This window comes from bacterium (genome assembly GCA_035527515.1).
In the GTDB taxonomy this organism is placed as follows: domain Bacteria; phylum B130-G9; class B130-G9; order B130-G9; family B130-G9; genus B130-G9.
Window position 1 is genome coordinate 1 of record DATLAJ010000006.1, and the last position, 13,517, is coordinate 13,517.

The window sequence follows — 13,517 nt, forward strand, 5'->3', positions numbered from 1 at the left end:
TAGTGTCATCGATTTGTCCTCCTTGGAGATTTCCACACTTTGATTAGCTGTTTATTTAGCCTCTCGGCCTCTTTATGGCCTGGCCACATCTGCAAGCACCTGTTGGCGTACTCGTGCTTCCAGAAGCCACCGCCCAACCTAATTCACACACCTTTTGGGGCAAGCTCTCACAGCCCAACCTCGACGAGTTCTCCCGTCCGCGATTCCGCAATAATGAACCCGGCCAGCGTGGCCGGGACGCGGGCTATAGATCGCAGGACTGCGCATATCGGAGTCCGTAACCCAAACGTCCAGAGAGAACACCCCATCAGGGTGAAGAATTCTTGCCATCCGCCTCAACGTAATGTCAACGTCCTCAAGCCAATGGAACAATGCCGACGCGAATATCACGTTATATTGGCCTGGAATGCGTGACGCCTGAAAAACCCCGAAACTAATGGGGGCTTCAGGGAAGTAATGTTCCTTGAGCTTTTCCGCCTCTATTCTGAGGTCTCGGTCTATGTCCATTCCAAGAACTGATGCGGCGCCGGCCTTCCAGGCATAGTAAGACATCGCGCCCGCCCCAAATCCGATATCCAGCACACGCTTCCCACCCAAGTCGATACCCTCGGTCATCTACTCAAATTTCTTCAGAGTATCTAACTGACCTTTGCATATCTCCTTGCCGTCAATCACCAAGCGTTGGTACTCTCCGGTCTGGGGCGGCTTCGCATCGGATGCCGTCTCTTTGGGTGAGGGCTTGGGCGAAAGCGACCGCAAGTATTCAGCTGCTCTCGCGTGGTTAGGGATTAGAGAACCGCATTTGCCAAAACTGTGAGCTGCAAGCTCCTTCTTGCCCATGCTCAACAGGCACTCGCCCTTGTGGAAGTAAATACCTCCAAGGAAAGCATCAACGTCTAGGACAAGCCACATCTTGCCTATTGCCTCCGCCTTCTTAAACTGGCCAGGCCCTTCCTCGCAGCGGCCGAGCCGCTTCAGCACGGACCCGAGATGGTAGTGCGCAAGCGAGTTGCTGGGGCAAAGAGATATTGTCGCCTCGAGTATCTCCCTCGCAACTTTCAGGTCATTATTCCTGACCCTATCACTAGCCAAACTCAGAAGTCTCTCGCCGATCTGGGTATGCGTGGTGTCCCTCATCTAACCTGTCTATCCCGCATTCAAGCTTGTTGAATCACGACCCCTTGAGAATGAGGTCGTCTTCTTACCATCTTCTTTACCGAACAAGCTCGCGTTCCGCGAGATTAGACCTATTCCACCCACGCACTCTTGATGACAACTTTGGGTCGATCACTGCCCCGACTTCCACACGCTGCGACAGGCTTCAAAGTGACCCAGATCACCTCGCTGCCGTCGAGAGATTCCCCGCCATTTGACTTAGGAAGCTGAAATCTCAAGCTCTGCATGTAATCGCCGACCTCAACCTCACCCAGCAGCTTCTTATCTGCCCAGACCTTCAGTAGGACAGGCTTCCCAGCCTGTTCGCTAGCCGCAACCCTCAGGCAAAGTTTCCTTTCGCCCGCCGACATGGCAAGCCGGAACCGACCCTCGTCTGAAACCGCGCGAACCCTCGAACCATGCCACGATAGAATCGGCGAAAAGCCCTCTAGCCGGTTGTAAAACGCCGACTCGGAAAAATTAATCGCGCTTTTTATTATCCGAAGGTTGATCCGCTCAGGCACCCAATCTCGGCGCCTCGCCCAGAGTATCATCGGGAGCTTCAAAAGCGTCTTGAGATAGGCCAACATCAACGGCTTGCCCTGCTCTCGAAAGCCCGCCTTGTGAAGCCAGCGAACCTCCTCTTTCACGAAGCCAATGAGCCTCCGGGCTGTGAAGTTCTTCAGCACGTAACGCAGCCGACCACAATGATAACGAGCGAAGAAGCTGAAGCTGCCCTTTACGCTCGCGTGAGACTCGTAATGGCGGACTACCGCCCGTGGCAAATACACCACCCTGAAACCCAAGCGCCTCGCCCGCTCGCAGAACTCGGCCTCCTCGAAGTAGGCGGGGAAATAGCCCGCGTCCAATAGCCCAAGCTTATTCAGGACCTCACGCTTGATGGCGATCGCCGCACCCGTAACGTACGCCACGTCAAACACACGGTCGAACTGCCCGTTGTCGGGCTCGCCATACCCATAATGTCTTGTAAGTCCATTCGGGAGCACAGCAGCGCCTGCATGTTGTATCGTCTTCCCATCCGGATACAATATCTTACAACCAATGATCCCTATATCGCGATCGGAAGCGGCAAACTGCACTATCTCATCAATCGCATCAGGCTCAATGGTCGTGTCATCGTTCAGGAGAATGACGATGTCATATCGGTCCGATATGTCGGACTTGTCAGACAAATATCTTAGTCCAACGTTGCACCCTCCCGCAAAGCCGAGATTCTTGCCGGTGCTTATCAATCTGGCCGCAGGGAACTTATCGCGGACGACCTCCGCCGTGCCATCGCTAGACCCATTATCTACTACGATAACCTCGATGTCCTGATAACTGCTCTTGAAAAGGGACTCCAGGCAAGGTCCGATGACATTAGCGCCGTTATAGCCGAGAACGATTACCGCAACCTTATTCCTGGGCCTTAAAAACTCAGCAACGGCTTTGCCAACGGCCTGACCACGGGAGCTCGCTATATCATTCGCCTCGATATCCATCTCCAGTGTTGCCAATTGAACGTCCTCTAGGCTGACTTCGCCATAGTAGCCCGTGGGGCTACGTCGGCTGAATCGGTCTAGCCGGGGACCAATGTCGCCGCGGAGGTGAGAGATTCCATCAGATCCATCGCTTTTCGATGCCTGGGGATGAGCTCGAGGCACGCTTCAAGATGCAGAAGAGTCTCCTCGCCCTGCCCTTCCTGCTCGAGAATGTAGGCTAAATGATAATGCGCACCACCAAGCAGCCTGCTCCGTTGGTCATCACCGACAGTGTCCCGGTGCTCAAGCACCGCCTCAAACCGCGCCTTCGCCTCATCCAAGCGGTGCCGGCTTTCCATAATCGAGCCCAAAACGTAGTTGGCGTATGGCCAATCAGGTCGGAGGGTAAGCGCTGAGCGCACCTCGTCCTCAGCGTCCTGGTCGTAGCCCATCTCGAGAAGCAGCGACGCCGCAGAAAGATGCCATTCGGCCTGCTCGGAAGCTGGCAAAAACTCCAGAGACGACATCATATCCTCCGCATTCGTCAGAAGACCTATCCTCTTGTAGGCTAGCGCCAATCGCAAAAACCTGCTGTCTAAATCGATCACTTTCGAGAGACTCTTTAGCACTGCCGCTGCCGCGCTGAAGGCCCTGGCTTCATTAAGCATTATCACTGCGCTGAAGCCGATCTTCTGAGAACATCTCCCCTCATCGATCAGGGACTGCATGCGCCTCAAGAAGCGTCGCACTGCCTTCGTCGGGTCCTTCCTAGCGCGCTCGAGCTCGATCTGACCTTTCTTGAGCTCTATCTGACCATTCAGCTCATCGTCCCTCACACAGTGAGCCCTGGCCAAATCAACCATCCTCAGCGCTTGCGCCAGCCTGCCCTGCTGCCGCCACAGCTCCGCCCTCAGAAACGCCACGTAAGCACGGGTTGACGAGCAGACCCCCCCCACGCGGCCTACCTCATCGAGCAGACGATGACCCTCCTCGCGCCTGCCCAACCCAACGCACGCCTCCGCAGAATGAACCAGACAACTGGCCGTGATATTCGCATCAGCAACCCCCATGGCGCACGCCCTGCGGAACCAGCGAAGTGCAGCCTTGTGAGCATTGCGCGACATCTCGAGAAGGCCAAGTCCGATCTGAGCCACGCTCTGAGACCCAACGTCGAGCATCTCGCCCTCAAGCGCGGCCTGATAGCAATCGCCCGCCCGAGCCGGGTCCTTCTCTAACCTCCGCAACAACTCGCCCATACGCAGATTCACATAGGGATGCCGAGGCGACATCTCAAGCGCGTCGCTTAAGAGCCTCTCTGCCTGATCGAAACGGCCGTGCCTGAAAAAAGCATCGGCGCAGAGAAGAACTAGCCCCATCAGCCGCGGCTCAGCTTCCCTAGCGGCCCAGAACTCGTCGAGCGACCCCGGCACATCACTGGCCCGCTCCGCCTCCAACGCCCGGGCGAGGCGCTCGCCTGCTACGGCCAGGTTTGGAAACCTCTCAACCACCTTATCCGCGGCGCCGCGTCCCCGGTAAAATGAGGCAAGGCTCTCGTAAATAGAGGCGCCGAAATGCTCCGCAAAAAGCCGCGACGGGCGGTTTTTAGCGCTGGCGACTAGACGCAGGTGGTCAATCGAGGGACACGCATCCGGCATAGCGGCAGAGAGCAGCACACGCCGCCAATAGGAGATGTCCCGGTCGAAGAGCTCGGCTATCCGCCGATGCTTCCATTGGAAGACGACCTCGTTCACCCCACGCTGGAAAATGCCGTCTCGGAAGTATTCCATCGGCTCGATGTCGGGGTGCAGATGATACGCAAGCGCGTCTTTGCAATAGACAATCCTCAACCCGCGCTCGAAGAGCCTGAACCCAAGTTCCGTGTCTTCAAACGCAGCTTGCTTGAAATCCTCATCAAAGACGCCGTTTTCAAGCATGAACCGGCGCTTGAGTGATATATTGCTCGTGTAGAAGTGCTGCCACGTCGGACCCTCCCGCTCTACGAAGCCATAATCGAACTGCTCTCCAGCGTCCTCGAGCCAACCCATAAAAGGCGTTATCTTCAGCTCAGGATGCCAAGTGGTGTAGCCCAGCACGGCAACGCTTCCCCCTCGGAAGCGCCGGTGCATCGCACAATGGCGCCGAAGAAATCCCGGCTCAACGATAATGTCGTCCCCGATGAATATGACTATCTGAAACCTCGCCGCGGCGAGACCTCGATTCCGAGCGGCCGCTGGCCCTGCTTGCGACCCAAGCTGAACCAGCCGTAGCTCGACCGGGCAGTTCTCGCGAAACGCGTTCACGGCCTGCGCCGTCCCGTCCGTTGAGCCATCGTCAACAACAACTATCTCGAATGACCCAGGGAAGTCGCGGCGTTGCTCGATAAGGGCATTGAGGCAGCGCAGGAGCACCTGCGAACGGTTGTGCGTTGGAATGATGACGGAGACGTTCATCTGCGTAACCTCACTCGCTTCTCTGCACGACGAAAAACTGACGATAGCCGTCGCCGAAGCTCACTCTACTGCACAACCGCAGCCACTCGTCGCGATACTCGTTCAGGCTGGGCATCAGCGCCTCAAGGACCTCGGGCGTGTGGTCAGCGACAATTGCGGCCATGTGCACCGCTACGTTCTCGTTTGGGAACACCTCCACGCGTCCAACAGATGGAACGCTCTTTATGGCCGAGAGCATCTCCTGCTCGGTCGGAACGCCCCTCTCGAAATGCTCTGAGACCCACGACGGGACCTGCTTCCCGGCACGCCTGAGCCATGCTGCGAACTCACGGTCGCAGCTCTCTGCCGCCTTGCCGACGGGACAACCTATGATCAGAAGAGAACTGCTGAGCCTAAACATGTCCGCTATCACCTCGGCCCGGCCCTCCCGAGGCACGTGCTCAATCAGGTCAAGCGAGACTACAAGCTCGAACGAGCCATCGTTGAAGGGCAGCTGGCCAGCAAGCCCTTGCACGGGTATCAACAGGGCATGACGTTCGCGATCGAAATGACTGTCCACACCCACGACCCTCCTACCAATGAACGCACCCAGCCCAAAAGAGCCAGAGCCCACCTCGAGGATTCGGCCCATACCTGGGCCCTTTTCGCGAATAAAGTCCACAACGAACGAATACCGCGTGAACCAATTGAGGAGGAATGGATGCATTGCCCCCGTCCGTCACTTTCGCAAAGCCGCTGCTATGTCTCGCTCGACAACGAGTAAATCAGAAGCTCCCCCGTGTCCACGCCCGTTACAAACAGCTCGTCCCGGTCAACCCAGACCCCGCCCGGGGCATGGCAAGGGATCGAATACATAAGCGCACCGTCCTGGGAGAAGCGCTTCACGCGGTCGTTGTGAGTGTCCGCAACGAACAGCGAGGAATCTGGAGCAAATGCCACCAGATGCGGGGAGCTGAAACCATCGAGAACACCAATCTGCTCCCAGTTCTGGTCGAACAGATGCACCACATTTCGAGCTTGGGCGCTGACGGCGATCCTCCCGCTGCGGTCAACTGCGACCCCGAGCGGGCCATCCACCGAAATCGCCTCCTTCACGCTGAATGAGCCTACTTCGTCTGACTCTGTAACCATCCAGATGCAGTTGCCGTCGCAGTCCGCGACATATAGGCGGCCTCGTCTAGCGTCCACAGCAAGCCCCATCAGCCGACCGAACTTAACATCCCCCGTTGTGGGACCTACCCTGGCAATCTCCTTGAATCGCTCATCGTATTGGACGAGTAAGTTCCCCTGAGCGAAACTGCACCAGACGCGCCCGTTGAGCAAAGCAAGTCCGAACGGCCCTACGAACGAGCCAGAGCGGCCCGGGACTTTCGGGACAGCGAGAACCTCCAAAAACCTCGATCCCCGAAGCAGGCGTCCAACTCGTCCAGCCCCGAGGTCTGCCACCAAGAGGCGGCCCTCCCCATCAGATATGATCCCATAAGGGTGGACAAGGCCTTTGGGGCGTATCTTCTCCCGGACCCGCACGTTGAACCTCGCGAGAAGCCGAACAGCTCGCTTGACGTCCTCGCCCGGTGATTCCTCCGCCATGCTCATCTCTCGCAGTTTTCTCTTGATCTTATCCTGGGTCGCGTCGGCCCTAAGAGACGCCTCTGCGCGCTGAAAGAACTCGCTTCTATTTCCGGAAGACTCCTCAGGTGACCAGGCATCCACGATGAGCTCGCTCCGGACCTCTCCGAGCTCAGAGCGAAGTGCCGAGGCGCCATCAGCCATCTCAATCAGGAGCTTCGCCGCGTCCAGCCAGCTGACCTGTCCCATACGGGCGACCCAGTGCTGCCCGGCGCTGGCCTGGACCGTTCGGGTCCGGGCCTCCTCCAGATGCGACCTGTGCATCTGCCTGCGTCGCTGGACCTCCCCAAGAGTTCTCTCTGCCGCTGCAATTGCCGTGTCAACCCACAAAAGCAGCTCGGCTCCAGAAGGCCCGCCATGAGATGCAACCTCACGTATGCCTTCGATAGCGCGCCGCGCTCTCGCCACTTTCGTCCCGAAATGGTAGTTGGCGAGCACGAGCTCTGCTATGAACTTCAGCGGTTGGTCGCCAACGTCTGGAACCGAAGTCGGTGTGAGACCCTCGTCCAGACACATCTCTTTGCCCACATTCGAGGCCAGGATAACCTCATAAACAGCCTTCAACTGGCCAAAAAATGTCCGGTAGATGCCGCCAATCGTCTCGACATGACTCTGCGCCCAGTCGCACAGGTTGTCCGGCGCCTGAATAGACATGACATCCGAGGCTAAACTCTCAAGACCTGCTCTCGTTCTGTCCGAGTTCCACTCCGAAATCCCAGACAGGTCAAGCCCGGAGGATGCCGCAAGTGGAACCACTGTCAGCATTGCCTCGTGGCAGCTCTTGAAGTGCAGGTCTGCTACCAAGTCCTTTGCACCATCAATAAATGGTGTGGGTTTGAACGCGGCCCCGCTCTCATCGAGCCGACCAGCTCGAATCTTAACGAAATCAACGTAGTACTCGCAGGTCTTCTGCATCCAAGCGGCGATCGCGTCCAGAAAACCCATTCTACCAGCCGTCTTCTCGTCCGGCGTCCTAATAGCAGTGAACGAGGCGCGCGGACGGATTGTCCCTGCGGCGAAATTGAGGCCCGCCCTCGTCGCTGCTCCGGACGTCATGTCCCAGCCCCCGTAGATGTTCTTCCAGAAGTCCTCAGCGGCTGACCGGGTCGATGGACCGCAGTAAAGGTAAAAAGTTCCCCTGAGCAGTTTTCTCGGCAGCTTGAGCCGTAGGTTTTGTGGCCAGTTTCTGTGGTCTGCCCTCAACTTGCCGGGGAGCCCCTTGGACGCGCCTCGATCATTTTGGAGTCTGTCGAGAGCGCGTCGTATCGCCCAAAGGAGGTGCCCCTTTCGCATGTCTCTATCGGCCAGGAGGACGCTTGAGGCAACCACGTCTCCAAGCAGTTGTGCATTGAGAACGCTATCCCGAGAACTAAGCGACTCCTTGCCCCAGTGGGACCACAGCCACTCTCGCAAACCGTCCTGGCTGCGAACGTAGCTTTCTGATACCGCCCCAAGAAAATCCGCTGTGCCTTTGCTGAAATATGCCCACTCACCATCGTCTCCGGGCTGGACCCCGAAGTCAATTCGGCTTAACGTTGTAAAGAAACGACTCGTAGCGAAAAATAACCTCACTCGATTTAGCGTGCCCAAGACAACATGTAGAACCTGGTTACGCTGCCCAAGATTCATCAGCGAATCGTTATCGTGCATGGGCTTGCCAGACTTGTCCGCCAGCGGAGGGCAGATGCTCGCCGCCAGCTTTGTAACGCTCTCGACAAGCTGCGTGGTCGAGAACTCCCTGCCAACCATGGAGACCAGGTTCTCGTCGCCCAACGCAATCACACCGCTCATGAGCAACTCCAGTAGCTGCGCGCTGCTCTCGAGCGACAACCGATGCGCCTCAAGAACTGATCCATAGCAGTCTGCCTGTCGATTCGACAGAAGGTCCATGAGCGCCTTGTTGGCCGTGGCTCTGGGAGAGTCACGAAGACCGGCAAGCCTCATATATGACTCCAAGATGACACGTGCCCAGCTCTGTCCGTGGTTGACAACGCTGCTCTTGACTTGCCTGATGGCGTCGAGGAGGAACTCGTTGCGGCTATTCAGCGACTCAGCGTCATCAGACCTACTTCGGTAGGCCTCCAAAACGTCCGCCAAGCTACGGTCCTTCCAGGCTACGGCCGCTGCCTCCTCGAGAACCAAATGAGCTATTGACTCACCCTTCGCAATTGCCCTCTCGAAAACGTGCAAATAGATAAAACGCCCCAGTTCAGCCGGAGCAACAGAGGCGTCTTCCACATCGTATCCCAAGAACTCAAACGCATCTGGACGCCTCCTGATCGCGGCGAGCTTCCTGAGCGGAGGGTATGACCTCAACAAGGTCCAGATGAGGCGCCCTGAGGCGCCCAAGACCTCTTGGTCTGCACCACCAGCTAAAAAGACGTCAACTGCTGTGTCAAGCAGATGTGCGGCTACCTCCTGCTCCGTCTTGTCTGTGCGCTCCATGCACTTGGACAGAGCCGACGACGGCGCCTGCTGCTCGCCGAGCACGGATGCGATTGCGCTCGCCACCCGCGCAAACACGCCGAGGTGTAACCCGCGGTTAGCGTGGAGCACCCCTCGATATCGACCAATATAGATCAACCGGGTGAGCGCCTTGACGTCAGGACTCTCGGCCATCACCGTCTTTGAAAGGCCGACCATCTCGCCAAGCCTGTCCCTGACGCTCTGAAGCGACTGCCTCAACGCTTGGGCCTCCTTGAAGGCGACCTGAAGCAAGACGCCAAGGCAAAAGTCAAATCCTTCCCAAAGAGCCAGACGTCGGTAAAAAACCGCCGCATCTCGCATGAGGTCAACCAACTCGAGCGCTTCACGCTTCTTCTGAACCATCGCGAGCTTCAGCTGAAGCAGCGTCTCTTGATACTCGCGCAGGGCGTCCGCCTCGCCTACGGAATGCGGCGAGGCATCGGCGGCGATCAGGGCGGCCTCGCAGGCCGCGGTTTCCGTGGCCGATAGCGCTATTTTGGGCTCCAGGTCGCGCAGGAGCTCCACTTCCTTCGCCTCGATTAGCTCCAGTTCCCGCTCGGCCTCATGGACTGCACGAGAAAGTAGCAGATAGAGGTTTATTGGTTGCTCGTTCTTGTCGATCTTAAGAAGTCCCTCTACCGCCACACGCAGGCTCTTGAAGGACACTTCCTCGCCTGAAACGGCGGTTGAGACCGCCTCGTGAATCATCCCCAAGTTGTGGTTATCGATCCCAAGCGCGACGAGCGACGCCGTTGCCTCTTCCCTTGCACCCTCAGAATCACGCACCTGGATGACTGCGTCCCGGAGAGAGACCCATTGGGGCTCGTAAAACAGAAGCTCGGCAGGTGTTCCTCTGGCTACGAGCAGCCCGCCAGCAGTTGCGAGAATCTGCGGCTGGAGCTCATCCTGATCTCCCTCGGGAGTCTCAAGCGTAAACCTTGACACCACTAGCGCCGGAGGCGCGACCTGCATGACGGTTTGCATGCCAGCGTCAAGCAGAAAAAAGAACCCGGCGTCGTTGGCCGCGATGGCATTCGGTGTGAACTTGCCGTCCTCATCGTCCTCCAAGAGACGATATTCCGACTTGTATTCCAGCTGGTCTGTGAACATTAGGACTCTACGATTGCCAACGTCCAGCACGGCCACGGTCTCGGGCGACACTAGGGCGATGCCAGCCGGGAACAGAAAACAGGGCGGGCTGAACAGGTCCGGGGGAGTGCTGTAAAGCAGGGCTATCTCCTGCTCCGACACGCTCCCTCGCCGACCCACCTCACCCTTGAACCGACCGTCCGCGGAGAAACGCTGAAGTCTGTGGTTTCCCCTATCTACAACGATCAGCTCATCCCCAGGGGTGGCGCAGATGGCTTGAGGCTCATAGAACTGCCCTGCACGGCCGCCGACCTCGCCGAACGAGAACTCGAATTTGCCCTCAAAGTCAAGCGCGACGATCCGGTGGTTCCAGCTGTCGCAGACAAGCACACGGCCGAGATTCTCTAAGACCGCGATGCCCCGAGGGTATGAGAATGAGCCATCGCCCTTCCCCTTGGCTCCGCTCGCCCACAAGACCTCGCCCGCGGCGGACACTTTGACCACCCGGTGATTATATTCGTCGCTGAGGAACATGTTGCCATGGCGGTCCATAGCCAACCCAGAGACCCGAGCGAAGCAAGGCTCAAGCTTCGGCTCGATCCGAACGACCCTCCTGGGCTTGAGAACCTTGGGGGCCAAACGACCGCTAGGCGTGTCCTCACCCGTGCTCAAAAAACACAAACCCCATGCAAATCCGCCCTGCCAACAATCACTAGAACGATCGCTGCCCTAAGATGTCGAAGCATCAAACCAGCAAACCTAATATACGCCTCGAAACCAGAAAGGGCAAAGCGGGGAACAACCAAGCACCCACTACTCTGAAGGCCCCTCTGCGCCGTAAGTAAAGGAGATCAGGCCTTTCTCACGATCACCTCGACCCCGTTCCACCAGTCGTCAGTGCCGCAGCCCCTGGCCTTGATCTTGAAAGCCGACGCGAATTCGGGATGCGCCCTCAAGAAATCCAGGTTCGCCCGCTCAACATACTCCCAATTCAGATCGTCAACCAAAATGACGCATCGTTCCGACAGGTGAGGCAGCATGATCTCAAGCCCCGCCACCTGTTGCTCGTAGGTATGCTCCCCGTCGTAGTAATACACATCGACCCGTAATAGAGGCTCGTCCGCAAAGATGCGCGCGATCGCCTCCCTGTAATCCATGTTGTAATACTCCACATTTGACGGCCGCCCGAATTTCGCCAGATTCTCTCTAAGAATCTCCTCGTTTGTGCCCTTATCGTCAAACTCAGAGAAACTATCGATACCGATGCAGCGCGTCGTCTCGTTGAACAGCGCCGCGCTAAGGATGCTACAGCCACGATACATGCCAACCTCGAGATAGACTCCCCCCGAGGCAAACCTCCTGACAATCTCGTTGACGAGCAACCGGACGTTCTCACAGCTCATGCCATCGACCCCGCGCTCAGCAAGCACGCTCATTCTCCTGTCCTTCGGGAATAGGTCCTTGGTCGGATCATCCCAACACTCCCGGAGTGTCGTCTCAATCATCGCCAGACTAGGGAGAGGTCGCAGGTGAAGGGCTCCTTCGGCAGTCGTCTTATCTACGGATTCAGACATGTCTCCATCCCCTGTGTACTTATGAGGGCTGCACTAAAGGCCCCATCTTTCTACGTTATCGGGAGGTTACTGCAAACAGCTTAAATGTGAAGCTCTGCGAGCTGGCCAGGGAACGGTCGAGAAACCAAGACCAACCGCTCTTGCCAGGCCGGCTATCTCTCAGCCGGCTACGACGCTCAGGCAACTTCGTCCGCCGCTTGCGTGTTGACTGTTCTGAAGGATGGTGGCCTGCTCGGGTGCTGTGGATGCCTGTTGATCCAGTAGGGCGGATGCGATTAGGCTTGGAGGCTCTGTTGTGGGATACTTAAGTCCAAGGTTGTCTTTGCTTATCTTGAAAAGGGCGTAGGGTTTGGCCAAGACGCGTAGATCGCTCTCCGACCAGCAGGTCGAAGTTCTTCACTTCCCGTTCATGGCGGTCTTAACGTGCACAATCGGCTCGCTGGTGTTCCTTCTGTTCATCTTCATCGCTCACAGCAAGGACCTCGTCGATACATCGAAAATAGAAAACGACATCCTGGGCAGCAGAAGCCAGCTCGCGACGAAACAGAAGGAGCTTAAACAGCTGAAAGAACAGATCGCCACGGACAGGCACTTCCTTGCCGAACAAGCCATCCCTCTGCCAAAGGAACAGGTGCAGCAGCAGACCAAACTCGAAGAACTGGAGCGACTGCTGGTGGAGCTCGAACGTAGGAAGGAACATCTCCAAGTGCTCCTGGCGAGGCGCAAGCAACCCGATCAAAAGCTCATCTCGGAGCTCAAAGACCTCCGCACGAAAGCAGCCATGCTGAAAGCCAGCAGGTCAGTCTTGACAACAGTGAAGCATCCCTCGGAGTCAGCCACCTTGCCAAAGCCGGTTTACATCGAGTGCCGTGCAGACGAGGCGGTCATCTGGCCTGCCGGCAAGGTCGTCCCGATGACAGACAAAGAGCTCAGAGCAAGCTCGTTCGAGGCGTGGCTTTCGGCAGCCGGCGTCAACGCGCCGGGCAACTACGTTGTTCTCCTGGTCCGGCCATCAGGGATAGCTACGTTCGACAAGCTGCGGGAGCTTTCCGAGAGTTCCGGGCTCAAGGTTGGCTACGAGCCTGTTCTGAAAGAGTGGGAGGTTTTCTTCTCTTGAACGGCACCTGCTCGAGGATTTAGGAGTTGGCAAAGAGCTCGCGATCATCTGAAGTGGGGTTCTTCCACTTCTCCTTTCTTGACATACTGGCCTGCACAGTGGGTGTGCTGGTCTTCATGATCGCCGTCATAATCATGCACACGCTCGGGATGACCGCCCCTGCTCCGCTCAGGACGGAGCTTTCTGGCCTGAATCTCGACGTATCCAAACTGAATGCAGAACTTGAAACGCTGAGAGCGGAGGCGGGCCGAAACCAGCAGGCCAGGGAGGCGGTAGAGAACATTGAGAAGCTGAAGAGGCGGCTCTCACAACAGAAAGAGCTCGAACAATCAGTCGCCAAATTCGCAGCGCAGCTCGACAGCCTGAAACTGGACCAGGAACGCCATGAGGATGAGCTCATAAGACTGCGAGCGCTCGTGCCGTCGGATTTCAGGATCAGCCGGCACGAGATCGAGCTCGGTACGCCGGTTCAAAGAGTTAGCGACAAGCGCGCGCTTTACTTCGAGTGCGAGAATGAGAGAGTCAATCCGTTTTTTGGGCGATATGTTCGGAAATA

9 protein-coding genes are annotated in these 13,517 nt (G+C 57.2%); 2 read left to right on the forward strand and 7 right to left on the reverse strand.

Features of this window, described 5'->3' with window-relative positions:
• Positions 1-138: 138 nt before the first annotated feature.
• From VM163_00270 to VM163_00300, 7 genes are all read right to left on the reverse strand, one after another.
• Positions 139-615: a class I SAM-dependent methyltransferase gene (locus VM163_00270; protein ID HUT02311.1), complete on the reverse strand. Its 477-nt coding sequence runs from the start codon at positions 613-615 to the stop codon at positions 139-141.
• Positions 616-1,137: a hypothetical protein gene (locus VM163_00275; protein ID HUT02312.1), complete on the reverse strand. Its 522-nt coding sequence runs from the start codon at positions 1,135-1,137 to the stop codon at positions 616-618.
• 110 nt (positions 1,138-1,247) lie between these two features.
• Positions 1,248-2,672, reverse strand: a complete 1,425-nt coding sequence (locus tag VM163_00280; GenBank protein HUT02313.1) for a glycosyltransferase family 2 protein — start codon at positions 2,670-2,672, stop codon at positions 1,248-1,250.
• A 62-nt stretch (positions 2,673-2,734) separates the two neighbouring features.
• On the reverse strand, positions 2,735-5,086 hold the full coding sequence (locus VM163_00285) for a glycosyltransferase (protein HUT02314.1): 2,352 nt from the start codon (positions 5,084-5,086) through the stop codon (positions 2,735-2,737).
• Between the two features lie 10 nt (positions 5,087-5,096).
• Positions 5,097-5,792: a class I SAM-dependent methyltransferase gene (locus VM163_00290; GenBank protein ID HUT02315.1), complete on the reverse strand. Its 696-nt coding sequence runs from the start codon at positions 5,790-5,792 to the stop codon at positions 5,097-5,099.
• A gap of 32 nt (positions 5,793-5,824) precedes the next feature.
• Positions 5,825-10,942 carry an NHL repeat-containing protein gene (locus VM163_00295; protein ID HUT02316.1) on the reverse strand — a complete coding sequence of 1,706 codons (5,118 nt, stop codon included), beginning with the start codon at positions 10,940-10,942 and terminating at the stop codon, positions 5,825-5,827.
• Between the two features lie 179 nt (positions 10,943-11,121).
• Positions 11,122-11,844: a class I SAM-dependent methyltransferase gene (locus VM163_00300; GenBank protein ID HUT02317.1), complete on the reverse strand. Its 723-nt coding sequence runs from the start codon at positions 11,842-11,844 to the stop codon at positions 11,122-11,124.
• A gap of 349 nt (positions 11,845-12,193) precedes the next feature.
• Between VM163_00300 and VM163_00305 the strand changes: the two genes are divergently transcribed.
• Complete coding sequence (locus VM163_00305) at positions 12,194-12,961, forward strand: hypothetical protein (GenBank protein ID HUT02318.1); 768 nt, start codon at positions 12,194-12,196, stop codon at positions 12,959-12,961.
• 26 nt (positions 12,962-12,987) lie between these two features.
• On the forward strand, positions 12,988-13,517 hold a 530-nt coding region (locus tag VM163_00310; GenBank protein HUT02319.1), incomplete at its 3' end, for a hypothetical protein.

Coding starts and splice junctions, on each gene's coding strand:
- VM163_00270 (HUT02311.1), bottom strand. CDS start 615: ATGACCGAGGGTATCGACTTGGGTGGGAAGCGTGTGCTGGATATCGGA.
- VM163_00275 (HUT02312.1), bottom strand. CDS start 1,137: ATGAGGGACACCACGCATACCCAGATCGGCGAGAGACTTCTGAGTTTG.
- VM163_00285 (HUT02314.1), bottom strand. CDS start 5,086: ATGAACGTCTCCGTCATCATTCCAACGCACAACCGTTCGCAGGTGCTC.
- VM163_00290 (HUT02315.1), bottom strand. CDS start 5,792: ATGCATCCATTCCTCCTCAATTGGTTCACGCGGTATTCGTTCGTTGTG.
- VM163_00300 (HUT02317.1), bottom strand. CDS start 11,844: ATGTCTGAATCCGTAGATAAGACGACTGCCGAAGGAGCCCTTCACCTG.